22 protein-coding genes are annotated in these 25,456 nt (G+C 61.0%); 2 read left to right on the forward strand and 20 right to left on the reverse strand.

Annotation, left to right across the window (positions count from 1 at the left end):
- Positions 1–125: 125 nt before the first annotated feature.
- On the reverse strand, positions 126–1,034 hold the full coding sequence (locus tag ACRCJM_RS09630; RefSeq protein ID WP_431464741.1) for a DegV family protein: 909 nt from the start codon (positions 1,032–1,034) through the stop codon (positions 126–128).
- 120 nt (positions 1,035–1,154) lie between these two features.
- The gene (leuS, locus tag ACRCJM_RS09635; RefSeq protein ID WP_431464777.1) at positions 1,155–3,593 is read right to left on the reverse strand and encodes a leucine--tRNA ligase; all 2,439 of its coding nucleotides are present in this window, start codon (positions 3,591–3,593) and stop codon (positions 1,155–1,157) included.
- Positions 3,594–3,825: 232 nt separating this feature from the next.
- On the opposite strand from leuS, the gene ACRCJM_RS09640 reads away from it, so the two are divergent.
- Both ACRCJM_RS09640 and ACRCJM_RS09645 read left to right on the forward strand, forming a co-directional pair.
- Positions 3,826–4,749, forward strand: coding sequence for an alpha/beta fold hydrolase (locus ACRCJM_RS09640; RefSeq protein ID WP_237193806.1), 924 nt, complete (start codon positions 3,826–3,828; stop codon positions 4,747–4,749).
- Positions 4,746–5,858 carry a glycosyltransferase family 4 protein gene (locus ACRCJM_RS09645; RefSeq protein ID WP_431464742.1) on the forward strand — a complete coding sequence of 371 codons (1,113 nt, stop codon included), beginning with the start codon at positions 4,746–4,748 and terminating at the stop codon, positions 5,856–5,858. The genes ACRCJM_RS09640 and ACRCJM_RS09645 overlap by 4 nt, the downstream gene beginning before the upstream one ends.
- Positions 5,859–5,908: 50 nt before the next feature.
- Here ACRCJM_RS09645 and ACRCJM_RS09650 read toward each other — a convergent pair whose 3' ends face one another.
- The 18 genes from ACRCJM_RS09650 to aroC form a co-directional block, all read right to left on the reverse strand.
- Positions 5,909–7,993, reverse strand: coding sequence for a primosomal protein N' (locus ACRCJM_RS09650; protein WP_431464743.1), 2,085 nt, complete (start codon positions 7,991–7,993; stop codon positions 5,909–5,911).
- A 14-nt stretch (positions 7,994–8,007) separates the two neighbouring features.
- Positions 8,008–9,213, reverse strand: coding sequence for a methionine adenosyltransferase (metK, locus tag ACRCJM_RS09655; protein WP_431464744.1), 1,206 nt, complete (start codon positions 9,211–9,213; stop codon positions 8,008–8,010).
- A 5-nt stretch (positions 9,214–9,218) separates the two neighbouring features.
- Entirely contained in the window at positions 9,219–10,517 is a 1,299-nt protein-coding gene (gene coaBC, locus ACRCJM_RS09660) for a bifunctional phosphopantothenoylcysteine decarboxylase/phosphopantothenate--cysteine ligase CoaBC (protein ID WP_431464745.1), read from the reverse strand.
- 13 nt (positions 10,518–10,530) lie between these two features.
- Positions 10,531–10,917 (reverse strand): DNA-directed RNA polymerase subunit omega, encoded by a 387-nt coding sequence (gene rpoZ / locus ACRCJM_RS09665; protein ID WP_423817080.1) that lies wholly within the window; start codon positions 10,915–10,917, stop codon positions 10,531–10,533.
- Between the two features lie 155 nt (positions 10,918–11,072).
- Positions 11,073–11,648 (reverse strand): guanylate kinase, encoded by a 576-nt coding sequence (gene gmk / locus ACRCJM_RS09670; RefSeq protein WP_431464746.1) that lies wholly within the window; start codon positions 11,646–11,648, stop codon positions 11,073–11,075.
- Between the two features lie 8 nt (positions 11,649–11,656).
- The gene (gene mihF, locus ACRCJM_RS09675; protein ID WP_237185715.1) at positions 11,657–11,971 is read right to left on the reverse strand and encodes an integration host factor, actinobacterial type; all 315 of its coding nucleotides are present in this window, start codon (positions 11,969–11,971) and stop codon (positions 11,657–11,659) included.
- 245 nt (positions 11,972–12,216) lie between these two features.
- The gene (gene pyrF / locus ACRCJM_RS09680) at positions 12,217–13,059 is read right to left on the reverse strand and encodes an orotidine-5'-phosphate decarboxylase (protein ID WP_431464747.1); all 843 of its coding nucleotides are present in this window, start codon (positions 13,057–13,059) and stop codon (positions 12,217–12,219) included.
- Entirely contained in the window at positions 13,059–16,364 is a 3,306-nt protein-coding gene (carB, locus tag ACRCJM_RS09685; protein WP_431464748.1) for a carbamoyl-phosphate synthase large subunit, read from the reverse strand. Before carB ends, pyrF begins: the two co-directional genes overlap by 1 nt.
- A 12-nt stretch (positions 16,365–16,376) precedes the next feature.
- The gene (gene carA / locus ACRCJM_RS09690) at positions 16,377–17,540 is read right to left on the reverse strand and encodes a glutamine-hydrolyzing carbamoyl-phosphate synthase small subunit (RefSeq protein ID WP_431464749.1); all 1,164 of its coding nucleotides are present in this window, start codon (positions 17,538–17,540) and stop codon (positions 16,377–16,379) included.
- A 52-nt stretch (positions 17,541–17,592) separates the two neighbouring features.
- On the reverse strand, positions 17,593–18,123 hold the full coding sequence (locus tag ACRCJM_RS09695) for a hypothetical protein (protein ID WP_237185719.1): 531 nt from the start codon (positions 18,121–18,123) through the stop codon (positions 17,593–17,595).
- 18 nt (positions 18,124–18,141) lie between these two features.
- Entirely contained in the window at positions 18,142–19,449 is a 1,308-nt protein-coding gene (locus ACRCJM_RS09700) for a dihydroorotase (protein ID WP_431464750.1), read from the reverse strand.
- A gap of 21 nt (positions 19,450–19,470) precedes the next feature.
- Positions 19,471–20,454 (reverse strand): aspartate carbamoyltransferase catalytic subunit, encoded by a 984-nt coding sequence (locus ACRCJM_RS09705; protein ID WP_431464751.1) that lies wholly within the window; start codon positions 20,452–20,454, stop codon positions 19,471–19,473.
- 2 nt (positions 20,455–20,456) lie between these two features.
- Positions 20,457–21,077, reverse strand: coding sequence for a bifunctional pyr operon transcriptional regulator/uracil phosphoribosyltransferase PyrR (gene pyrR, locus ACRCJM_RS09710; protein ID WP_431464752.1), 621 nt, complete (start codon positions 21,075–21,077; stop codon positions 20,457–20,459).
- A gap of 175 nt (positions 21,078–21,252) precedes the next feature.
- On the reverse strand, positions 21,253–21,663 hold the full coding sequence (gene nusB / locus ACRCJM_RS09715) for a transcription antitermination factor NusB (RefSeq protein WP_135012288.1): 411 nt from the start codon (positions 21,661–21,663) through the stop codon (positions 21,253–21,255).
- A gap of 5 nt (positions 21,664–21,668) precedes the next feature.
- Positions 21,669–22,232, reverse strand: coding sequence for an elongation factor P (efp, locus tag ACRCJM_RS09720; RefSeq protein WP_237205265.1), 564 nt, complete (start codon positions 22,230–22,232; stop codon positions 21,669–21,671).
- 203 nt (positions 22,233–22,435) lie between these two features.
- Positions 22,436–23,530, reverse strand: coding sequence for a 3-dehydroquinate synthase (aroB, locus tag ACRCJM_RS09725; RefSeq protein ID WP_237235906.1), 1,095 nt, complete (start codon positions 23,528–23,530; stop codon positions 22,436–22,438).
- Positions 23,527–24,147 carry a shikimate kinase gene (locus tag ACRCJM_RS09730; RefSeq protein ID WP_431464753.1) on the reverse strand — a complete coding sequence of 207 codons (621 nt, stop codon included), beginning with the start codon at positions 24,145–24,147 and terminating at the stop codon, positions 23,527–23,529. The genes aroB and ACRCJM_RS09730 overlap by 4 nt, the downstream gene beginning before the upstream one ends.
- Positions 24,148–24,149: 2 nt before the next feature.
- Positions 24,150–25,364 (reverse strand): chorismate synthase, encoded by a 1,215-nt coding sequence (aroC, locus tag ACRCJM_RS09735; protein ID WP_431464754.1) that lies wholly within the window; start codon positions 25,362–25,364, stop codon positions 24,150–24,152.
- Positions 25,365–25,456 lie beyond the last annotated feature (92 nt).

Genomic DNA, 25,456 nt, shown 5'->3' on the forward strand with positions numbered 1-25,456 from the left:
TAAACCCCCTCCCACCAGTCTGCGGAAATTAGCCCCAGAAACCTCGCAGGTGGTGCACCCGAGTCACAAGATGACGCGAGCCAGGCCCCTATCCACAGGGTCTCTGCACCGTCTTGAACATAACTCTAGAAAATAACGGCTGCCAGAGCCCCTAAGCCCGCATGGGCAGAGAGCACCGGGGGCAGGGGCGTCAGCACCGCCCCCGAAGCGATAGGCCCCAGGGCCTTCTGAAACTCCCGTGCCTGCTCCTCATTACCGCTGTAATGGATGGCAACTACCTGCCCCTGGCGCCTGAGCAGGTTGGCTGCTTCCCTATCCTTCAGCGGCACATCTAGTGGTAATTCACCGGCCCGCTCGGAGCTGGCCTGTTCGGTCAAAGCTGCAAGCCGTTCAATCGCCTTAGCTGTAGTGCGGGGGCGCTCAACGTAGTGCAGTTTGCCATCGAGCACGGTAGCTACAGGCCGAATCTGAAACATCTGGCCCACCATAGCTAAAGCGGGGCTGACGCGTCCGCCCCGTTTAAGAGCGTCCAGGGTAGGAATAAAGAAAAAGAGCTCGGTAGAAGCACAGAGCTCCTCGGCTACAGCGGTGGCCTGCTCTAAGTCCTGCTCTCGGGCAAGGAGGCGGTGCAGGCGGAGTACCGGCTCCCCCAGTCCCATCGCTAGATTGAGCGAGTCAACCACCGCCACCGGCACATCGACCAGCTGCGCCGCTAAACGGGCCGCATCGCAGGTACCCGACAGCTCCCCCGATAAATGAACCGAAATAATCGCAGAGTAGCCCTGGGCAGCCAGATGCTCATAGGCGTCCGCCAGGGCCCCCGGAGCCACCCCGGACGTAAGCACCTGCTCCCCCTGAACATGGGCTAAAGCGATAGCGGCATCAACCTGATCGGCCGGTAGGTCATTTAAAGCACGGTCGCCCACAGTTACAGGCAACTCAACCAGACTAAACCCGCCCTCGGCCTTGAGCAGTTCAAGGGTGTGGGCGGGCAGAGCGGACGATGAATCGGTGACCAGGGCTATAGAACGCACCTAACCACTCTACCGCCTTGCCTGCTACTCGGGGTGATACAGCCCATAACGAGTCTTCAGAACATAGAAAAATCGGGTGCCCCTTCCCTCGAAGGAGCACCCGATTTTACCGTGAGCCTACTAGATAACGATGTTGACCAGCTTGGGAGCTCGTACAATCACCTTGCGTACCTCAGCATCGCCCAGGGCTCGCTGGACGGCTTCAGAGCCCAGAGCTAGGGCTTCCAGGTCGGCTTCAGAAATATCCTTAGAGACCTCTAGGCGGTCCTTGACCTTACCCTTGACCTGTACAATCGCGGTGACGGTATCGTCTACCAGCTGGGCCGGATCAACCTCGGGCCAGCCCGCAGTCAGAACAGGGGAATCGTGGCCCAGCAGGTGCCAGGCGTCCTCGGCGGTGTAGGGAGCGTAGAGGGAGAGCAAGATAGCGATAGCTTCGGCAGCCTCGCGGACGGCGGGGTCGGCAGCTCCTGCACCTGAGTCAATGACCTTACGGGTAGCGTTGACCAGCTCCATGGTCTTGGCCACGGCAACGTTAAACTTGCCGTTTTCGACCAGGGAGTCGACGTCGTGAATGGTGCGGTGGACCAGCTTGTGCAGGGTAGCGTCGCCAGTTGAGCCGTCCGCCCCCACCTCGCTGGTGACGTCCTGGGCAACGCGCCAGGCACGGGCCAGGAACTTCTGCATACCGGCCGGGGAAACGTCGGCCCAGTCGACATCGTCCTCGGGCGGGGAGGCAAAGACCATGACGGTGCGGACGGCATCGACGCCGAACTTATCGAGCTGCTGGCCCAGGTCAACACCGTTGCCCAGTGACTTGGACATAGCCTTACCCTGGTTGAGCACCTGTCCCTGGTTCATCAGAGCCTTGAAGGGCTCAGAGTGTTCAATCAGGCCCAGGTCGCGGATGACCTTGGTGAAGAAGCGGGCGTAGAGCAGGTGCAGAATCGCGTGCTCAACACCGCCGACGTACATGTCGACCTGGTTCCACTTCTTCATCTGCTCGGGGTCGAAGATAGCCTGGTCGTAATTCGGTGAGACGTAGCGCAGGAAGTACCAGGAGGAATCCACGAAGGTGTCCATGGTGTCTGAGTCGCGCTTGGCGTCCTTACCGCAGACGGGGCAGGGAACGGTGTTCCAGTCGGTGGCAGCTGCCAGGGGCGACTGACCCTTGGGTGCCAGGTCTTCCCCGGCCAGGTTGTCGGGGAGCAGGACGGGCAGCTGCTCTTCCGGAACCAGCTGTTCACCGTGCTCTTCACAGTGGATGACGGGGATGGGGCAGCCCCAGAAGCGCTGGCGGGAGAGCAGCCAGTCGCGCAGGCGGAAGTTGACCTTGCCGGTGCCTACACCCTTCTCTTCAAGAATCTCAATAGCCTTTGAGATGCCGTCAGCCTTGTTCAGGCCATCCAGCGGGCCGGAATTGATGTGCACGCCATCGCCGGTGGTAGCGACGCCGGTTTCTGCCGGGTCGTCCTCACCGGTATCGAGAACGGTGATGACGGGGATGTCGAACTTGCGGGCGAAGTCCAGGTCGCGCTGGTCGTGGGCGGGAACAGCCATCAGTGCGCCGGTTCCGTAGTCGGCCAGGGCGTAGTCAGAGGCCCACAGGGGCAGCTTATCGCCGGTCAGGGGGTTGATGGCGTAACGGCCCAGGAAGACACCGGTCTTCTCGCGGTCGGTGGACTGGCGGTCGATATCCGACAGAACCTTGATCTCTTCGCGGTAGGCTTCCAGGGCTTCCCGCTGGTCGTCGGTTACCAGATCGAGGGCCAGGTCGGCGTCGGCTGCCACGATGAAGAAGGTTGCGCCGTAGAGGGTATCGGGGCGGGTGGTGAAGACGTCTACGGTGGTGGCGGGCTTGTTGCCGGCAGCCTCAACCTCAAAAGTAAACTCGGCACCCTCGGAGCGGCCGATCCAGTTGCGCTGCATAGCCAGCACGCGGTCGGGCCAGTGACCTTCCAGCTCCTTCATATCGTCCAGCAGTTCCTGGGCGTAGTCGGTGATCTTAAAGTACCACTGGTTCAGAGACTTCTTGGTCACGGGGGTGTGGCAGCGTTCGCACTCGCCGTTGACAACCTGCTCGTTGGCCAGCACGGTCTGGTCCTTGGGGCACCAGTTGACCTGGGAGTACTTACGGTAGGCCAGGCCCTTCTTGTAGAACTGCTGGAAGAGCCACTGGGTCCACTTGTAGTATTCGGGGTCAGAGGTGTGCAGGCGGCGGGACCAGTCGGTCATAATGCCGTAGCGCTTGAAAGAGCCGGCCTGGGTCTCGATGTTCTTGTAGGTCCACTCTTTGGGGTGGGTGTTGTTCTTGATGGCTGCGTTTTCTGCGGGCAGGCCGAAGGAGTCCCAGCCGATGGGGTGCAGCACATCGTAGCCCTTTTGCTTCCAGAAGCGGGCGGTGACGTCGCCAATGGCGAAGGCTTCGGCGTGGCCCATGTGGAGGTCGCCGGAGGGGTAGGGGAACATGTCCGCTACGTAGCGGGTTTCCTTGCCTTCTTCGTTGGTAGGTTCAAAAACCTTGGTTTCTTCCCAGTAGGGCTGCCACTTGGCTTCCATGGAGCGGAAGTCCCAGGTGGTTTCGTTCTGTTCGGTAGGTTCTACCTCAGCAGTCACCGTGTTTCCTGTCTGTCGAGTGGTGCTTGCGCTTTTTGGGCGCGCACGAATCTGAGCTGTCAATAGTTTGCTTCCTAGTGTACCGCGCTTGGGCTTGCTTTGCCCGGTGGCAGTTTGCCCACTGAGAAGTGGGGGTGAGGCGGTACAGTGGTGGGGGTAGAGAGAAGGAGTCACTATGTCTGCAAGCCCCCACTCGGCCGGTGTTTTTGAGCCGGTACCTCAGCAGGTTCCTGCCGGGACGCGCTACGAGGGCTGGGTTGGCGGCACCTACAGCCGCTGGTGGGTGTATGGAAATGCGGACGCCACTCCCCTGGTTTTGGTGCACGGCTTTAGGGGCGATCACCACGGCCTCGAAATCATTGCCACCGGCCTGAAGGATTTTTGTGTTTATATCCCTGATCTGCCGGGCTTTGGTAAAACTGCCCCGATTGAGGGGGCTGAGCATGCGGTGAGCACCTATGCTGCCTGGTTGGTTGATTTCATTGAGACTGCTGTGGGCAGCCCGGTGCACCTGGTGGGTCACTCTTTTGGGTCGATCGTGAGCTCTTATACTGCCCTGGTGCGCCCCCATCTGGTAGAGCGTTTGACCCTGATTAACCCCATCTGTCAGCCTGCCCTTGAGGGGGACCAAAAGGTGATGAGCCGCCTGGCTGAGCTCTATTATGGTGCGGGAGCTGCCCTACCTGCTTCCCTGGGTTTTGCTCTGCTGCGCTCCCGCCTGGTCACCAGATTGAGCAGTGAGTTCATGATGAAAAATCACGACCCCGCCCTGCGCCGGTTCATCAACGGCCAGCACGATGCCTACTTCGGTGCCTTTGCCTCCCGCGAGGCGGTTCTACAGGCCTACCGGGCATCTATCAGTTCCACCGCAGCTGATTTCACCCCGGCTCTGCCGATGCCGGTCCAGCTCATTGTGGCAGAAAAGGACGATCTGGGTACCCTAGAACTTCAGCAGGCCATGGCCCGTAAGCTCCAGCGGGGGCGGCTCGATATCATTCCCGAGGTCGGCCACCTGATTCACTACGAGACTCCCCTGCGGGCGGCCTCCCTGATTGCCGGCTTTCATTCCCAAGACCTAGAGGAGGGGCAGGTAGCATGAAACTCTTTATTGATGCCCGCTATACCCGCATCGGTTTTCACGACGGTATTAGCCGCTACACCGCGTCCTTACTCTTTGCCCTCAAGGAGCTAGCGGACGCCGGTGACCGGCGTCTGCCCGAAGGCCTGGAGCTCACCATGGTGGTGAGCGATGAACGTCAGCTCGAGATGCTCCCCGACCTGCCGTCCGTGCAGATCTGTGCACCGACGTCCGCCCTGGAACCCACCGCCGCCCTGCAGCTCAACCGCTACTTACCCGACGTGGTCTTCTCGCCCATGCAAACCATCGGGCTGGGAGGGCTGGGCAGGCAGTTCAAGCTAATCCTGACCCTGCACGATTTGATTTACTACTCCCACCCCACGCCGCCGGGCTTCCTCCCTCTGCCGGTTCGGCTGGGCTGGCGGGCCTTCCACACCACCTACGCGCCCCAGCGCTACCTGCTGAACCGGGCGGACGCCGTCGCTACGGTCTCGCAGACCACGGCGGCTTTGATGCGGGAGCACGAGCTGACGACCAACCCCATCACAGTGATACCGAATGCCCCCCAGGCCAAGGGTTTTGTGGCCCAGGAGCAGGCGCTCGAATTGGCCCCGGCGCGCACTAAAGACCTGATCTACATGGGCTCCTTCATGCCCTACAAGAACATTGAAACCCTGCTGCAGGCCATGAAGTTCCTACCGGACTACCGCCTGCACCTACTCTCCAAGGCATCCCCGGCGCGCCTGGAGGAACTTGCACCTCTTGCGGGAAAAAACGTGGTATTCCACGGGGGGACCAGCGATGAAGACTACCGCCAGCTGCTCCGCACCGCCGCCGCCCTGCTGACCGCCTCGCGGGAAGAAGGCTACGGGCTGCCAGTGGTGGAGGCCCAGTCGGCGGGTTGCCCCGTGGTGCTGTCGGATATCCCGATTTTCCGGGAGATAGCACCCTCAGCCCGCTTTGCCGAGACCAGCTCCCCCTTTGCCTTTGCGCAGGCGGTACGCGACCTAGAAGACCGGCAAGTCCAGCAGAGAAGCATTGTGAACGGTCTTGCGGACGCCGCCCGCTACACCTGGGAACAGAGCGCCCTCACCCTGCTGGAGCTGGCCTCTTCCCTGCTTCGTCAGTAGAAGTCTAGCCGCCTCAGGCGCTCGCCCAGCTACCCAGTCACCGAACAAACTTAGAGAATATCGAGCCCGTCGCAGCGTATCTGCACGGGCTCGCTCTTTTTCAGGGCAGCTAGGGATGCCTTGGTGGAGCGCAGGTGGTGGGTGAGTTTGGTACCCACGGCGTAGGGGAAGAAGATAATGGCGCGGTAGAGGTCGCTGTCGGCCTCTCCTTCGTAGTAGCCGGTTGAATCGGCCAGGGGCATGGGGCCGTTGACGCGGGCCTCATCGGGCAGGGTAATAGCCTCCAAAAAGACCTGCACGGCACGCTCACTACCGGTAATGGCGGCGGTGCGGACGGCCGGGGGCAGGCCAATCTCGGCACGCTCGTCCATTTCCCAGAGGGCAAAGCCCATGGGGTCCCAGCGCACCAGGGCTTCAAGAGCTGCCGAGGGACTGGCCGTGGTGACGACGCGGCCGCCCACGGCAAAGGAGCGCACCAGGGCTGCCGCGTTGAGCCAGCGCCGAAGGGCGGTTTCAGGGGCGCGAAGGGAGTCGAACTGCAGCATCCGGTCGGCATCGAGCAGCAGGGCAGCTGCATAACCGCCCTCAGCTACCGGTTCGCCGCCGGGGGTGGCGATGACCAGGGCCGGTTCTGGGCCGATGCTGGTTTTGATGTTCTCGCCGCTGGAGGTGATCACCGGGACGCCTGGGAATGCCCGACCCAGTTCTTCTGCGGTTCGCAGGGCACCGGCGATACCGGTACGCCAGCGGTTATACCCGCAGTCAAGACAGTGCCAGTGGTGGGCCAGGTGGCCGCACCAGCCGCACTGGGGGGCACTTCCCCCGGTGGGCTGGGTCAGGGGGCCGCGACAGTTATCGCAGCGGGCGGGCATGCGGCAGCGCTGGCAGGCCAGGGCGGGGATGTAGCCGGCACGGGCCACCTGGATCAGCACGGGCCCCGTAGCGAGGGCGTCCTTGGCTACGGCGAAAGCCTGGTGGGGTATGCGGGCAATCGCAGCCAGGGGGTCACGGGCAAGCTGATAGTCGTCGCCGGTGGGCATGACCCGGGGAGTAAAAGACCTGACCAGGGCTCTGTCCGCCCCCAGGAAGCTAGCCCAGCGGGTGCGAACCAGGCGGGCAGCCTCACTAGAGACCGCATACCCCATGAAGAGAGCCGCCGTTTTTTCGAGGGTGGCTCGTAGCAGAAGAACATCACGGGCCTGGCAGTAGGGGGCCCGCTGCTCAACCAGGGAAGAGTCCCCGTCATCCCAGCAGGCAACCAGACCCAGGTTTGCTACGGGAGCGTAGGCAGCTGAACGAGTACCGATCACGATACGCACCTGGCCGCTTTGCGCTTTCAGATAACTGCGGTAGCGGGGGGTGGGCTTGTCGTTGGCAGTCAACCGCACAAAGGCGCTCTCGTCTACCAGCTCTTCGAGGGCGGCTGTGAGCCGGTCAAGGCTCTTATGATCTGGCACCACGGCTAGGGCTCCCCTGCCGGTGGAGGCGGTAGCTACCAGGGCGGACGCCAGCAGCTGCTCCCAGCTCCTTTCAGGGTGGGAGGGCAGCACGGCCATCACCGCCCGGGCCTGATGGCCGGCAAGCAGGTCCTCACAGAACTCTGCCCCCTGGGCGTAGTCGGAGAAGCCGGTGAGGTCGGGGCAGTCTGGTGTGGGCGCTTCAGCCGGGTCCTCGGATTCTATAAAAGCTTTCTCAACGCTAGCGACCCGCGGGGGTACAGCCAGGCGGAGCACATCGGGCACTAGCCCCGCGTAGCGCTCCGCTAGGGCGTCAGCTAATTCAAAGACTTCAGGGGTAACAACAGGCAGGGGTGAAATCACCTTGTGCAGGGGTACCAGGCGGGCGGGGGCGTCCGAATGTTCTACCCGCTCCCGCAGCCAGCCAGTGACCTCTCTCCCCCCGAACTTAACCCGCACCCGCACCCCGGGCTGGGCCTCTTCATCAAGAGCCGCTGGCACCCGGTAGTCGAAGAGCCTATCGAGGTGGGGCACGTGGGTGTCGATGTGCACGCGGGCAATCGGCAGCTGCACCGCGGCGTCCTCGACTGCCGTGGAGCCGACCAGGTGCGCATCGGGTATGTCGAATCCCTGCAACAAATCTGGTTGCAGGGATTCGGGGGTGGGTGCCGTTGTCATACAGACATTTTAGCTTAGAGGCCTACAGCCGCCTTGAGTTCGTTGACGCGGTTGGTGCGTTCCCAGGTGAACTCGCGCTCTTCCCGGCCGAAGTGGCCGTTGGCTGCGGTCTTGGCGTAGATAGGACGGCGCAGCTCCAGGTCGCGAATGATAGCCAGCGGGCGCAGGTCGAAGACCTCGCGGATAGCCTGTTCAATCTTGAAGATTTCTACCTTTTCGGTGCCGAAGGTTTCAACGTAGATACCGACGGGGGCAGCCTGGCCAATAGCGTAGGCAACCTGCACCTCGGCACGGTCGGCGAGGCCGGCAGCAACGATGTTCTTGGCAACCCAGCGCATGGCGTAGGCGGCAGAACGGTCAACCTTAGAGGGGTCCTTACCTGAGAAGGCACCGCCGCCGTGGCGGGCCATGCCACCGTAGGTATCCACAATAATCTTGCGGCCGGTCAGACCGGCATCGCCCACGGGGCCGCCCTGAACGAAGCGACCTGCGGGGTTGATGATGAACTTGGCCTGAGAGGAGTCAAAGTCGAAGCTGGCCAGAACCGGCTCAATCACGTGCTGCTGAATATCGGCTGCAAGCTGGTCAAGGTCGTAGTCTGCGGTGTGCTGGGTCGATACCACAACGGTGTCAATCATGACGGGCTTGAAGTTCTCGTCGTAGCCCAGGGTGACCTGGGTCTTACCGTCGGGGCGCAGGTTGGGCAGGGTGCCGTCTTTGCGTACCTTGGTCAGCTGCTCGGCCAGGCGGTGGGCAACGTAAATGGGGGCGGGCATGAGCACTTCGGTCTCGTTGGTGGCGTAACCGAACATGATGCCCTGGTCGCCTGCGCCCTGACGGTCCAGGTCGTCGGCTGCGGTGCCCTGACGGGCTTCGAGGGAGTTGTAAACACCCGAGTTAATGTCGGGTGACTGCTCGCCAATCGATACAGATACGCCGCAGAATTCGCCGTCGAAGCCGTGGGTGGATGAGTTATAGCCGATGTTGAGGATAGTCTTGCGCACAATGCTGGGGATGTCGACGTAACCGTTGGTGGTTACCTCACCCGCTACGTGCACCTGGCCGGTGGTGACCAGGGTTTCAACCGCTACGTTTGAGAGCGGATCAACGGTCAGTAGGGCGTCCAGGATTGAGTCAGAGATCTGGTCACAAATCTTGTCGGGGTGGCCCTCGGTCACGGACTCACTGGTGAATAAACGAAGATGATTATTTTCAGTCACGGTTTTTACTGTACTTCTCTCGGCCCGGTGGGGCTACTTGGTGAATGATTGTTGAATTCTTGCGCTATATGACGAAGTATTACGCGGGAGACGTCGAGCTTGCTGCCTTGGAGGGTTACCTCGCGGTCATTCTGGCCTGAGAGCAGGGTAATAGTGTTGCTATCGGCCCCAAACCCCCGGGTTTCGCTCACGGTATTCACCGCCAGGTAGTCACAGCCCTTGCGCGCCAGCTTGGCGCGGCCGTAGTCGAGCGGGCTGGTGGTAGCATCCCCGGTCTCGGCGGCAAAACCAACGATGGTGTGGGGTGCTCGCTGCGGGTTTTCCTCACGGTAGAGCACGGCTTCTTTGAGGACGTCGGGATTGCGCACCAGCCTAATCACGGGGTCTTGGCCGGGGTCGTCCGTCTTTTTAATCTTGGCATCCGCGTACTCTGCCGGTCTGAAGTCGGCCACCGCTGCGGTCATTATCAGGACGTCGGTGGCTGCCAGGTGCTCAAACACGGCTTCGCGCAGCTGCAGGGCACTTGATACCCGGGTGACCCGGTGCAGGTTACCCGGTATCTCGACCTCCACATGGGCTGCAATGAGGTGTACCTGGGCGCCGAGTTCGGTAGCTGCAGTAGCAAGGGCGATGCCCTGCTTGCCCGAGGACCGGTTGCCCAAGAAGCGTACCGGGTCAAGGGCTTCACGGGTACCGCCGGCTGTAATGAGCAGGCGCTGCCCAGCTAGGGGGAGCTCACCTGACTCAACCGGTTGGCCCTCCCCCGCGGCGTCCTGATCCCAGCCCAAAAGGGCTAGAGCCTGGGCATATATATCCTCGGGTTCAGGTAGGCGCCCCACACCGGAGTCGGGGCCGGTCAGACGGCCCACGGCAGGCTCGATGACGTAGTAGCCGTAGGATTTCAGGGTCGCTACGTTGGCCTGGGTAGCCGGGTGCTCCCACATCTGGGTGTGCATCGCCGGCGCTAAAATGACCGGAGCGTGAGTGGTCAGCACGGTAGCGGTCAGCAGATCATTAGCCCGCCCAGCCGCTAAACGGGCCATGAGGTCAGCCGTTGCCGGGGCAACAATAACAGCATCAGCCTCTTCAGCTTGGCGTACGTGGTTGACCTCGGGAACCCGCTCAAAAACATCCACCGATACGGGGCTGCCGCTCAGAGCTTCAAGGGTGGGCTGACCTACAAATTTGAGGGCAGCTTCGGTGGGCACGGCTATAACCTCGTGCCCGGCTTTTCCAAAAAGACGAAGGAGCATTGCCGCCTTATAGGCAGCAATGCCCCCTCCAATGCCAATAACAACTCGCATGAGCTACTGCAGATTAGGCCTGATCTGCGTCTTCAGCGTCAACGTACTCAACGAAGGGCTCGTCGATGTAGAAATCGCCACCGGCCAGGAAGGCGCTGGGCTCTTCGTCGTGCAGCAGGGTGCCGTTTTCATCGAACTGGCCATCGGTAATATGGCGGGCCTCAATCAGGCCTTCATTGATTTCACGCATAGCCACAGAGAGCGACTTCTCGTTGGGCTCAGAATCTACCAGGGGGCCAACGTGATCGTACAGGTTCTCGTGAAGCTGTGAGTAGTAGGCGTTAATCTGGCGAGCACGGCGAGCACCAAAAATCACCAGACCGTACTTCGACTCAGCTTTTTGGATCAGAGCGTCTGCGCTGGGATTGATGATACCTTCATCGTTGTGTGCGTTTGCCACGTAAGACTCCATCTTAACTATGCTTGCTCACCACCGGCGCTACCGGTGGCATAAAACTCTACCTATACTATCGGTCAACCGATTTTTTGTCACGCAAAAGGGCGACGGTGCAGGGGTGATATTCCCCTAAACCGCCGCCCTAGCAGGCGCAGAGGCTATGAGCGGTCTGCACCCATGAGGCGCACGATTTCCTCAGCCGCTTCTGCCACGGTTTCGTTGATGACGGTGTAATCAAACTCGGGCTCAGCAGCCAGCTCAATCTTGGCTGTATCCAGACGGGCTTCCTGCTCCTGCGGGGACTCAGTTCCTCGACCAATGAGGCGGGATACCAGTTCATCCCAGCTGGGAGGAGCCAAGAAAATGAGCTGCGCTTCGGGCATAGCGTTACGGACCTGACGTGCACCCTGCAGGTCAATTTCAAGCAGGACCTGCTTACCGGCGTCCAGCTGCTTCTGCACCATAGAGCGAATCGTGCCGTACTTGTAGGAGTTGTGCACGGTCGCCCATTCGAGCATCTGGCGGTTCTCTACCATCGACTCAAACTCTTCGTCTGAGACGAAGTAGTAGTGCACGCCGTCCTCTTCGCCCGGACGGGGACCACGGGTGGTGGCGGAGACAGAGAACCACACCTCGGGGTAGTGCTCACGAATGTAAGCAGACACGGTTCCCTTGCCAACGGCGGTGGGGCCAGCTAGCACGGTCAGTTTAGGTGCGGCGGTCTGTTCAGCCATGGTTACCCTTATCGGTCGAGAAGATTGATGAGTGCCTTACGCTGGTGGATACCAAGACCACGCAGACGGCGGGACGCAGCAATGTTCAGTTCGTTCAAAATATTCTCGGTCCGTACCTCACCCACACCCGGCAGGGAGGTGAGCAGGTCGGTTACCTTCAGTCTAGCGACTGCTTCGTCAGTTTCGGCGCGCTTGAGAACTTCTGCGATAGTAATCTGCTTGTTCTTAACGGCGTCCTTGATTTCGGCGCGGGTGACCCGGGCCTTCTTGGCCTTGTTGCGGGCTGCTGCTCGCTGTTCTTCGGTGAGAGGCTGGAGTGGCATATTCTAATCCTTCTGTGCGAGATGCCGTGTGAGGCAAAAGGGGTGGGGTGTGCTGGAATAAACAGGCAACCGAGCAGCTTCGCTCGCTCTTGGGGGGGGGATGTTGCTTATCTATTTGCGAACCAACAATTACAAAATAGCATGTCAGAAACGGTTACGGAAGATAGTTACCCGGCAGTAACCTTTTTTAAAGAAAAATGGTGGGAATTGTTTCAAATTCCCACCATTTTTTGTTGGTAAAGACGCTACCGGGCGTTTACAAGCTCGTCACGGGCCTGTTCGGCGGCTAGTCGCAACCCAGGAGCGGACGGACCAGCAGCCAGCACACCGCGGCTTGAATTGACCAGAACCTGGCTCTCAATACCGGAAAATACGGTGTAGAGATCACGGGCCGTAGCTCCCTGAGCACCGAAACCCGGTGCCAGAATAGGGCCGTTGAAGGTTGAGAGGTCAATCTCTAGCTTCTTCAAGGCGTCTGCTACGGTCGCTCCTACCACCAGACCGCAGGGACCCATCGCTTCCCACTGGCGCTGATCGTTCTCAGAACGAGCTGCCTCAATAATGAGGGATGCCACCGATGAGCTTCCACCCACATGCTGAACTGTCTGACCCTCGGGGTTAGACGTGAGTGCCAGAACGAAGGTACCCCGGTTATTGCGGTCAGCGAGGTCCAGAGCAGGGCGCAGAGACTCAAAACCCAGGTAGGGGCTCAGGGTCACGGAGTCGGTACCCAGCGGTGAAGTCTCCCCTAGCCAAGCGTCCGCATAGGCTGCCATGGTCGAGCCGATATCGCCGCGCTTGGCATCCGCAACCACCAGCACACCGGCGTCCGCAGCATCGCGCTGAAGTTGCTCTAGAGCGGCAAGACCCGCAGAGCCGTGGCGCTCAAAAAGCGCCACCTGGGGCTTGAGGGCTGCGGCCACCGGGCCACAGGCCTCAAGCACGGCAGTAGCGAAAGTGCTCAAGGACGCCGCCGCATCGGGTAGCCCCCAGGCCTCAAGGAGGGAGGGGTGGGGATCAATCCCCACACAGAGGGGGCCATTCTCCCCCATGGCCGCAGCCAGGCGATCACCAAAACCGCGTGACATTAGGCCTCCCGCGCTTTCAGGGCAGCCTCAATGGAGGCGCCGTGTTCCTGCAGGCTCATCACATCCCAGCTGTATTCGCGCAGGGCGTTAATACCCTGAACTGCTGCGCCGAATTCAGAGACGGTGGTCATCACGGGGCAGCCTACCGAGGTGGCCGCAGCGCGAATCTCGTAGCCATCGCCGCGGGCCTGACCGCCGGAAGGTGTGTTGAAAATCAGGTCAATATCGCCATCGCGCACCATATCGACGATGGAACGCTCCCCGTCCTTGGTCTCTGCGATCTTGGGAACCACCAGGGACTCAACACCGTTGCGGCGCAGAACGTCTGCGGTACCGCCGGTGGAGACAATCTCGAAGCCCAGCTGTTGCAGCATCTTGACGTAGATGATGGAGTTGCGCTTATCACGGTTGGCAACCGAAACGAATACCTTGCCCTCGGTCGGCAGCTTAGAACCGGCAGACGCCTCAGCCTTAGCGAAGGCGGTATCGAAGTGGCGATCCAGACCCATGACCTCACCGGTTGAGCGCATTTCGGGGCCGAGCAGGGAGTCAACTACGATGCCCTCGGGGGTGCGGAAGCGGCTGAAGGGCAGCACAGCTTCCTTGACTGCGATGGCGGTTTCGGCGGGCAGGGTGGCCCCGTCCATGTTTGCGGGCAGGTGGCCTTCGGCCTTGAGATTTGCAATGGTCTTGCCGGTACCAATCAGGGCCGCAGCCTTAGCCATCTGCACGCCGGTTGCCTTCGAAACGAAGGGAACGGTTCGAGAGGCACGGGGATTAGCTTCAATCACGTAGAGAATTTCAGAAGCTACAGCGAACTGAATGTTGATTAGACCGCGTACGCCCACGCCAGCGGCAATCTTGTAGGTTGCCTCCTTGACCTGCTCGATGACGTCCGGGCCCAGGGTGATCGGGGGCAGGGTGCAGGCGGAGTCGCCCGAGTGAATACCGGCCTCTTCGATGTGCTCCATGACGCCGCCCAGGTAAAGCTCTTCACCGTCAAAGAGGGCGTCGACGTCGATTTCGACGGCGTCCTCAAGGAACTTATCGATCAGAGCGGGCTGGGAGGGGGAAACCTCGGTAGCGTTCTCCAGGTAGCGGGCCAGCTGAGCTTCGGAGTAAACGATCTCCATGCCGCGTCCGCCCAGAACGTAGGAGGGGCGCACCAGTACGGGGTAGCCAATTTCGTCCGCAATCTTCTTGGCGTTCTCGAAGGTGTAGGCGGTGCCATTCTTGGGGGAAATCAGGCCGGCTTCTTCCAGCACGCGGGAGAATTCGCCGCGGTCTTCAGCCAGGTCGATAGCCTCGGGTGAGGTGCCCAGAATCGGGATACCGGCTGCCTTAAGTTCCTGAGCAAGCTTGAGCGGGGTCTGACCGCCGAGCTGAACGAAGACGCCCAGCAGGCCACCGGTACGGCGCTCGGCCTCAACAATTTCAAGCACATCTTCTAGGGTCAGGGGCTCAAAATAGAGGCGAGTTGAGATGTCGTAGTCGGTAGATACGGTCTCGGGGTTGCAGTTGACCATCACGGTCTCGTAGCCAGCTTCACGCAGCACCATGGAGGCGTGAACACAGGAGTAGTCAAATTCGATACCCTGGCCGATTCGGTTGGGGCCGGAACCCAGAATCATGATGGAGGGCTTCTCGTGGTGGGCTACCTCGTCCTCCTGGTCGTAGGAGGAGTAGTGGTAGGGGGTGAAGGCCTCAAACTCGGCGGCGCAGGTATCAACGGTCTTGAAGACGGGGCGGATGTTCAGGGCGTGGCGGATACCGCGCACTACTGCCTCGTTCATGCCCAGAATCTCACCAATCTGGGCATCTGAGAAACCGTGACGCTTGGCCAGGCGCAGGGTGCGCTCGTCCAGGGTCTTAGAGGCGGCAATTTCTGCGGCAACCTCGTTGAGGAGCACCAGCTGGTCGAGGAACCAGGGGTCAATGGCGGTTGCATCGTACATCTGCTCGACGGTAGCACCAGCCAGCAGGGCTCGCTGGACCTGGAAAATACGGTCGGTGGTAGCGGTCTTGCTCTGCTCAATCAGGGCGGCCAGTTCGTCCGCACCGAGTTCGGGGTTGTCGAAGCGGAAGGTTGAGCCCTTCTGCTCCATGGAGCGCATGGCCTTCTGCAGGGCTTCGGTGAAGTTGCGGCCCAGGGCCATGGCCTCGCCCACCGACTTCATGGTGGTTGTCAGGGTGGGGTCTGCTGCCGGGAACTTCTCGAAGGCAAAGCGGGGAACCTTGACCACGACGTAGTCGAGGGTGGGTTCGAAGGATGCAGGGGTCTTCTGGGTGATGTCGTTGGGGATCTCGTCCAGGGTGTAGCCCAGGGAGAGCTTGGTGGCGATCTTTGCAATCGGGAAGCCGGTTGCCTTAGACGCCAGGGCGGACGAGCGAGACACGCGGGGGTTCATTTCGATGACGATGACGCGGCCGGTTGCCGGGTCGATGGCGAACTGGATGTTACAGCCGCCGGTGTCAACGCCGACCTCGCGAATCACGTTGATGGCGATATCGCGGAGCTTCTGGTACTCCCGGTCTGTCAGAGTCAGAGCGGGAGCCACGGTGATGGAGTCACCGGTGTGCACGCCTACGGGGTCGAAGTTTTCGATGGAGCAGACGACAACCACGTTGTCGTTCTTATCTCGCATCATCTCCAGTTCGTATTCCTTCCAGCCCAGGATGGATTCTTCGAGAAGAACCTCGCTGGTGGGGCTGTACTGGATACCGGCACCTGCGATGCGGTGCAGGTCTTCTTCGTTGTAGGCCATGCCCGAGCCCAGGCCGCCCATGGTGAAGGAGGGGCGCACGACCATGGGGTAGCCCAGTTCCTTGGCAGCTTCGAGGGCTTCGTCCATGGTGTGCACGATGACGGAGCGGGCAGACTCACCGCCCGCACGTTCGACAACACCCTTGAAGGCCTCACGGTCTTCGCCCAGGTTGATGGCTTCGATGTTAGCGCCAATGAGCTCAACACCGTACTTATCGAGAATGCCCTGCTCATCGAGGGCGATAGCGGCGTTGAGGGCGGTCTGGCCACCGAGGGTGGGCAGAATGGCGTCAGGCTTTTCCTTGGCAATAATCTTTTCGATGACCTCGGGGGTAATCGGTTCGATGTAGGTGGCGTCGGCGAACTCGGGGTCGGTCATGATGGTGGCCGGGTTGGAGTTGACTAGAATGACGCGCACGCCTTCTTCTTTGAGAACGCGCAGGGCCTGGGTGCCCGAGTAGTCGAATTCGGCGGCCTGACCAATGACGATCGGGCCAGAACCGATGACGAGGATTGAGTTGAGATCGTTACGCTTCGGCATGGTTCGGTGTCCTTAGTTCTTCTTCTCGAGCATGAGATCGATGAAACGGTCAAAGAGGTAGGCAGCGTCGTGGGGGCCAGCGGCTGCTTCGGGGTGGTACTGCACCGAGAAGGCGGGGATGTCGAGGCAGCGGAGGCCTTCGACCACCTGGTCGTTGAGGCCCACGTGGGAGACCTCGACTCGGCCGAATTCTTCGTTAGGGGCAGTGACGGCGCCGTCCAGCGGGGCGTCTACGGCGAAGCCGTGGTTCTGGGCGGTGATTTCTACCTTGCCGGTGGTGCGGTCCATGACGGGCTGGTTGATACCGCGGTGGCCGAAGGGCAGCTTGTAGGTGCCAAAGCCCAGCGCGCGGCCCAGCAGCTGGTTGCCGAAGCAGATACCGAAGAAGGGGGTTCCGGTGCGCAGGACGGACTGCAGGAGCTGAACCTGGTCGTCCGCTGTTGCGGGGTCGCCGGGGCCGTTGGAGAAGAAGACACCGTCGGGGTTGAGGGCGGTAATGTCTTCGAGGGTGGCGGCGGCGGGCAGCACGTGCACGCGGACGCCGCGCTCGGCAAAGCGCTTCGGGGTCATTGCCTTGATACCCAGGTCGACGGCAACCAGGGTAGCCTTGACGTCGCCGTCCCAGCCCTGGTCAGCGGGTTCTACGATGTAGGTCTCTTCGATAGAAACGGAGTCAGCCAATTTCTGGCCCTTCATCTCAGCTGCTGCCTGCACCTGGGCAACCAAATCGGCCAGGGGAAGTTCGGCGTCTGCACCGGTGAAGATACCGGCGCGCATGGAACCGGCACTACGCAGGTGGCGAGTCAGGGCGCGGGTGTCGATGCCCTGGATGCCGACGATTCCCTGCTCTACCAGCTCCTCGTCGAGGGAACGCTCTGAGCGCCAGTTAGAGGGGCGGCGGGCGGCGTCGCGCACGGCGTAGCCCGCAACCCAGATTTTGCGGGATTCGGCGTCCTCGGTGTTAACGCCGGTGTTGCCGATATGGGGTGCGGTCTGAACCACGATCTGCCCCGCGTAGGAGGGGTCGGTCAGGGTTTCCTGGTAGCCGGTCATGCCGGTTGAGAAGACCGCTTCGCCAAGGGTCTTGCCGGTGGCGCCGTAGCTTTCGCCGCGGTAGAAGGTACCGTCTTCAAGGACGAGTACTGCTGCACGTGGGGTGGGTGCTGGGTGGGACATTCACACACTTCCTGTTGGTTGGTGTAGTCACCTGCAATGAGCAGGTGGAAACTTAGGGGCGGGCCAGGGTGTCGTGGCCGACGGTTGCCTGGGGTGCGATAGCTGCAACAGCATCGAGGATTGATTTTTTATCAGCCGCATAGCGGGTGCGGAAGCCGGTATCGACGGGATTGCCGTTGAGTGACCAGGAGAGGACGGCCAGGCCGTCCTTCTCGACGAACTTACCGTTCATACCGGCTTCGGTGCGCACACCGATAATGTCGCTGGCGGGAATCCAGATATCTTGGGAGCCGTTGCGCATGATGATGACGGCGTCCTCGTAGACGAAGAAGACACCGGTTGATTTCACGCCCAGGGTGTTGGTGGCGATACGGTCGAGCCAGTCCCCCATGACGGTAGTGGCAACGTAGGTGCCGGGTACCGCAAGTAGGGATTCGGCGTCGTCGTAGCGCTCAGGCACATCGAGCAGGGTGCCGGTGTGAACCTGACGCTGCTTCCTACTCTTCCAGCCCTGCCACATAGCCCAGAAGATGAGGGCGGCAACAAGGGCCAGGATCAGGGTGGGAATTAGCTTGTCAGACACGGGCACTCTCCTAGCGGGTTACTTAGCGGACGGGGTGTTCAGTGCACCGTCGAGAACGGTGGGGTGACCGCCGAAGAAGGTGGCTACGACCGCGCCGGGCACTTCCAGGTCCCGGTAGGGGTTGTTTTTGCCCTTGGTGGCCTGGGCGGCGGGGTCGATGACGCGGGTTGCGGCGGGGTCGACCAGCACCAGGTGGGCGGGCTCCCCCGCTTCGAGCGGACGCCCCTGGTCGGCTGCGAGGCCGATTTCGGCGGGCTTGGTGCTCATGATACGGGCAACATCGGCCCAGGTAATGTAGCCGGTATCAACTAGGGTCTTCTGGATGATAGATAGGGCCTGTTCCAGGCCGGTCATACCGTTGGCGGCGCAAGCCCACTCGCAGTCCTTGGACTCGGCGGGGTGGGGTGCGTGGTCGGTGCCAATGATATCGATGATGCCATCGGCAACTGCCTGACGCAGAGCCAGTACGTCCTCTTCGGTGCGCAGGGGCGGGTTGACCTTGTAGACGGGGTCGTAGGTGCGCACCAGCTCGTCGGTCAGTAGCAGGTGGTGGGGGGTGACCTCGGCGGTTACCTTGATGCCGCGTTCCTTAGCCCAGCGCACGATTTCAACGGAACCCTTGGTTGACAGGTGGCAGATGTGCAGGCGGGAGCCAACATGTTCAGCCAGCAGCACGTCACGGGCGATGATGGATTCTTCAGCAACAGCGGGCCAGCCAGCCAGACCCAGTTCTGCTGACACCTTGCCCTCATTCATCTGGGCACCTTCGGTCAGGCGGGGTTCCTGGGCGTGCTGGGCGATGACGCCGTTGAAGGTCTTGACGTATTCCAGGGCTCGACGCATCAGGGCCGGGTCCCAGACGCACATGCCGTCGTCTGAGAAGACGCGCACCTGGGCGCGGGATTCAGCCATGGCCCCGATATCTGAGAGGCGCTCCCCTGCCAGGCCCACGGTAACAGCACCAATGGGCTGAACCTTGACCCAGCCGGAATTCTTACCCAGCTCGTAGACCTGCTCCACCACACCGGCAGTATCGGCAACAGGGTTGGAGTTAGCCATGGCGAAGACGGCGGTGTAGCCGCCCAGGGCTGCGGCACGGGTGCCGGTTTCGACGGTTTCGGCGTCTTCCTGGCCCGGTTCACGCAGGTGGGTGTGCAGGTCGACCAGGCCGGGCAGGGCGATAAGCCCCTGGGCCTCGACGACCTGGGCGTCGGCGTCTGCAAGGTTTTCACCAATTTCAGCGATGAGGCCGTCCTTGATCAAAATATCGGCGGTTTTCTCACCTAGCAGTGAGGCGCCCTTGATGAGGTAAACAGATTCAGTCATTGTTTCTCTTTCGTCCAGGGCTTAGGAGCCGGGGTAGAAGTCGTTGGCGGAGCCGCCGGTCATAAGCAGGTAGAGTACCGCCATGCGTACAGACACACCATTGGTGACCTGGCGCAGCACCCAGGAGCGGGGTGAGTCTGCTGCTTCGGCGCAGATTTCGAGGCCGCGGTTCATGGGGCCGGGGTGCAGGATAGCGGTTTCGTGGGCGGACGCGTCAAGGCGGGCAAAGCGCTCGGGGGTGAGACCCCACAGGCGGGAGTATTCTTCGGATGAGGGGAAGAAGGCCGCGTTCATGCGTTCTTTCTGGATACGCAGCATCATCACCGCGTCAACTCCCGACTCGATAGCATCGTCGAGGTTGTAGTAAATCTCTGCCGGCCAGCTTTCGATATCTACCGGGAGCAGGGTGGGCGGGGCAACGAACTTGACGGTTGCTCCCAGAGTGTGAAGCAGCCAGAGGTTGGAGCGGGCCACACGGGAGTGCAGGATATCGCCCACAATCGCTACTCGCAGACCCTCTAGGGTAAGGCCGCGGGTTGTTACCCCCTCAACCTGGGCCTTGAACTGGCGCAGGGTCATGGCGTCCAGCAGGGCCTGGGTGGGGTGGGCATGGGTGCCGTCACCGGCGTTGAGCACCGGCACGTCAATCCAGCCGGCTTCAGCCAGACGCTGGGGGGCACCCGATGCGCTGTGGCGAATCACCACGGCGTCGGCGTTGATAGCTGCCAGGGTCTGGGCGGTGTCTTTGAGCGACTCCCCCTTAGAGACAGATGAGCCCTTGGCCGAGAAGTTGATGATGTCGGCAGATAGGCGCTTTTCGGCAGCTTCGAAGGACAGGCGGGTGCGGGTCGAGTCTTCAAAGAAGAGGTTGACCACGGTGCGCCCCTGGAGCACGGGGAGTTTCTTGACTTCGCGCTGGCCGACCTCGCCCATGTAGTCGGCGGTATCGAGAATGTTGAGGGCGTCGTCAAGGGAGAGATCCTTGGTATCGAGCAGGTGACGCACGGCTACTCCCCTCCTTCCTGGGCTGAGGTGGTGGAGTGGGCGGGCTGGGAAATAATTACCTTGTCGTCCTCACCGTCGATGGATGAGAGCAGCACCTTAACCGATTCATGGGTGCTGGTGGGAAGGTTCTTTCCCACGTGATCTGCGCGGATGGGGAGCTGGCGGTGGCCGCGGTCAACCAGCACAGCGAGGCGGACGGCGTCGGGGCGGCCGTAGTCCTTGAGGGCATCGAGGGCGGCGCGGATAGTGCGCCCTGAAAAAAGTACATCGTCAACGAGGACGACGGTGCGCCCCTCAATCCCCGCTGCGGGCAGGTGGGTGGGCTCAGGCGTCCGCCCCGGTTTTGAAAGCAGGTCATCACGGTACATGGTGATGTCGAGCTGCCCTAAAGAAAAAGCGGGGTTGAAGTCAGAATCGGTCTGGGCAATTTTATCGGCCAGACGCTGGGCTAGGGGGAAGCCTCGGCGCGGAATACCCAGGAGAACCAGGTTCTCGCTACCCTTGTTGGCTTCAAGAATTTCGTGGGCGATGCGAGTAAGAGCTCGCTCAATGTCGGCTGACTCCAGGATGACCCGGTGGGCTCCTGCAGATACGTCGGTGGGTACACCGGTGGTATCGGTCATGTGCCGGCCTCCTTCCCCGCCTCACAGGACGGACTTAAAGGTTGCTGTCACACCTCAATGTATCACGTCCGCCCTCACGGCGGCTAAATTTGAGACAGATTTCAGTAGGTACCGTTTAAATCAGAAAAACCCACCAATGAGGTGGGTTTTTCTGATTTAAACGGTACCTATAGGCCTAGGCCAGCAGGGTGGGCTTCACCTGGCGCAGGCGGTCGAGCAGGCCATTCACAAACTTGGGTGAATCGTCAGTCGACAGCAGGCGAACCAGGCCGGTAGCCTCCGAGATAGCTACGGCATCGGGAATCTCATCGTTGAAGAGGAGCTCCCAAGCGCCGAGCCGCAGGGCCACGCGATCCACGCTGGGCATGCGGTCCATAGTCCAGTCCTGGGCGTAGGTTTCGATGTACTCGCGAATCTCTTCGTCGTGGTCACGCACGCCACGAACAATCTGCTCGGAGTAGAGAGAAATCTGCGCTGAGGTGTAGGTGCGGCGACGAATCAAAACGTCAATGACGTCATCGCCACGCTGATCGGCCTCAAACAGGACTTCGAGGGCGCGAAGTCTAGCTTTGGTTCTTGAATTCACGGTACTTAGTCGTTGACGCGGCCGAGGTAGTCACCGGTGCGGGTGTCGACCTTGACCTTGGTGCCGGTTTCGAGGAAGAGGGGCACCTGAATCTCGGCGCCGGTCTCAACGGTTGCGGGCTTGGTGCCGCCGGTGGAGCGGTCACCCTGCAGGCCGGGCTCGGTGTAGGTGATTTCGAGGACGACTGAGGCGGGAAGCTCGATGTAGAGGGGTGAACCTTCGTGCATGGCGATGGTTGCGGTCTGGTTTTCGAGCATGAACTTGGCGGCGTCGCCAACGGTGACCTCTGATACGTTGATCTGGTCGTAGGTCTTCATATCCATGAAGACGTAGTCGGTGCCGTCCTGGTAGAGGTACTGGTAGTCGGAGCGGTCGACGGTTGCGGTCTCAACCTTGGCGCCGGCGTTGAAGGTCTTATCAACTACCTTGCCTGAGGTGACGTTGCGCAGCTTGGTACGGACGAAAGCGCCACCCTTGCCGGGCTTGACGTGCTGGAATTCGATGACGGACCAGAGGTTGCCGTCAATCTTGAGAACGACACCGTTCTTGATATCTGCGGTAGTAGCCAACAGACTCTCCTCTAAACTGAAATTTTCAATAAGCGTTGCGGGGTAAACCGTAGACCAGTCTACCGTGTGCTCTGCGGGTTTGAGGAGTTTCTTGGTGAGACTCACACGAGATATTAGGGACCAGCTTTATACAGAGGGACCAGATTACTCTCAATGGTATGTCACGGGGTGAAGTACTTTGGGAGTAATCTGGTCCCTACTGGTTAGGCGGCGATTTCCTGGTAGGTCATAAACAGGATCGAGTCGTCAGGCACCTCATAGATACGGGGCTTGCCCAGGCTCTCCAGAACGACGAAGCGCAGCATGTTGCCGCGGGCCTTCTTGTCGCGGCGCATGGTTTCAAGCAGCTTGGGCCAGCGGTCTGCCGGGTAGGTGGTGGGTAGGTCGAGGGCGGTGCAGATGGCGCGGGTTCGCTCAACGGTTGCCTCATCAAGGTAGCCAGCGGCGAGGGACAGTTCTGCGGCGAAGACCATACCTACTGCTACGGCAGCACCGTGGCGCCACTGGTAGCGTTCTGCGTGTTCGATGGCGTGGCCCAGGGTATGACCGTAGTTCAGGAATTCGCGGCGGCCCGACTCCTTCAGGTCTTCAGACACCACCTCAGCCTTAACCCGAATGGAGCGCTCGATGAGCTCTCGCACTACCTCAGACTGGGAGTCCCGAATCTTGCCGGGGTTCGCTTCAATCAGGTCGAGAATCGTCGGGTCTGCGATGAAGCCGCACTTAATCACTTCGGCCATACCGGTGAGCAGCTCGTGCTGCGGCAGGGTGCGCAGCACTCCCAGTTCGCAGAGGACGGCTGCGGGCGGGTGGAAGGCCCCCACCAGGTTCTTGCCCTCTGCGGTGTTGATGCCGGTCTTGCCGCCGACTGCGGCGTCCACCATGCCCAGCAGGGTGGTGGGGATGTGGATGACGCGGACGCCGCGCAGCCAGGTCGCTGCCACAAAGCCAGCAAGATCGGTGACGGCGCCGCCACCTACGGAAATAATTGCGTCGGTGCGAGTGAAGTCGTTTTGGCCCAGTACCTGCCAGCAGAAAGCGGCGACCTGGATGTGCTTGCCCTCTTCGGCGTCCGGAATTTCAGCCGAGTAGGCCTCAAAACCCGCTGTACGCATCTGCTCCATCACCAGCTCACCGGTGGAGCGCAAGGCTCGGGGGTGGATGACGAGAATGCGCTGAGTACGGTTGCCCAGGATCTCGGGGATTGTACCGAGCAGGTTGTGGCCTACGTAAACGTCGTAGTTTTCTGAAGGCTGGGTGCCGGTGACGGGTATGACGGTGGTGGCCTGGTCGCTCACGCTTGACCCTTTCGGTTCTTAATGATGAAGTTCTGAATTTCTGCTGCCATGTCGGCTATTCCCCGGCCTCCGCAGGCGTCCAGGGTGTAGCTGGCGAGCTCTTCGTAGCGGTCCCGCCGGGCCTCAAATATTTCGGTCCATTTTTGCACCGGGTTGGGCTGGAGCAGGGGCCGGGTTTTGCTGTTTTGGATGCGCGGGGCTACGGTTTCGGCGTCAACCTTGATGTAGATAACGGTTTCATCTTTGAGGACGTCGGCTACCTCCGGCGTCATGGGCGCTCCCCCACCCAGGGAGAAGATGGTGTTGCGCCGGGCTGGTGAGGCTAGTACTTCGCGAATAACATCGGCCTCGATACGGCGGAACTCAGCTTCGCCGTAGTCGGCAAAGATTTGTGACACCTCACCGTATTTTTCGACGATGAGGTGGTCAGAGTCGAGGAACTCGTAGCCGTAGAAGCGCGCGAGGTGCGTGCCTATATACGACTTGCCCGCAGCCATAGGGCCGATGATCACGACCGGGCGGGATTTTTCGATATAGGTTTCTTGCACCTCGCGCACCTGGTTGGGTGCGAGCACCTCGGTCATGTCGATCGCGTGGTCACGTGATCGGGGGGTCATGGTTAGGCGTCCCACCCTGCTACATTGGATTCCCAGGCCAGGGATTCGGGGATAGCTGCCAGGTAGGAGTCCATGTTGCGGCGGGTTTCGGTGATGGAGTCGCCGCCGAACTTTTCGAGGGCTGCTTCTGCCAGCACCAGGGCGACCATGGCTTCTGCTACGACGCCGGCTGCGGGCACAGCACAGACGTCTGAGCGCTGGTGGTGAGCGCGGGCAACTTCACCGGTGGAGGTGTCGATGGTGGCCAGTGCCTTGGGCACGGTGGCGATGGGCTTCATGGCAGCGCGTACACGAAGCAGGTCACCGATGGTCATGCCACCTTCGATACCGCCTGCGCGGTTTGAGACGCGCTGGACGCCGTGCTCACCGGGTACGATTTCGTCGTGGGCGCGGGTGCCGGGGCGCTTTGCGGTTTCGAAGCCGTCGCCTACTTCTACGCCCTTAATGGCCTGAATGCCCATGAGGGCTGCAGCCAGGCGGGCATCGAGGCGGCGATCCCAGTGCACGTAGGAGCCGAGTCCCGGGGGAAGACCGTAGGCCAGAACTTCTACCACGCCGCCCAGGGTTTCGCCGTCCTTATGAGCCTTATCGACAGTTGCAACCATGGCTTCAGAGGTCGTGGCGTCAAAGCAGCGCAGGGGGTCGACATCGAGGGCTGCCACATCGCGGGGGGTAGGACGCGGGGCGTCGGCAGGGGCTGCCACCTCGGCGATAGCGGTGGTGTGGCTGACCAGCTCCACGCCGAGAGCCTTGAGAATCTGGGCAGCCACAACACCGAGGGCCACCCGGGTTGCGGTTTCGCGGGCGCTGGCGCGTTCAAGAACGGGGCGAGACTCGTCGAAGCCGTACTTCTGCATACCGGCGAAGTCTGCGTGGCCGGGGCGCGGACGGGTGAGAGCCGCGTTGCGGGCGCGCCCTTCAATCAGTGCGGGGTCAACGGGGTCTGAAGACATAACGTCAACCCACTTGGGCCATTCGGTATTGGCAATTTCGATGGCTACGGGGCCGCCCTGGGTTTTACCGTGGCGCACACCGCCGAGGATGCGGACGCGGTCTTCTTCGAACTTCATGCGGGCACCGCGGCCGTAGCCCAGGCGGCGACGGGCTAGAGCGTCGCGAACCATTTCGCTGGTAAGTTCAACATCTGCCGGTACGCCTTCAATAATTCCTACCAGGGCTTCGCCGTGGGATTCACCGGCTGTCAGCCAACGCAGCATCTCTAACCTTCTTTACCTGTAGCTGTGGGTCTTGTGTTCTAAGATTTCCAAAAATAGCGGTCGATAGCAAACCGCTACTTCACGATGCGGTA

Origin of the sequence: Rothia sp. L_38 (assembly GCF_050689125.1) — a bacterium.
Classification (GTDB): Bacteria; Actinomycetota; Actinomycetes; order Actinomycetales; family Micrococcaceae; genus Rothia.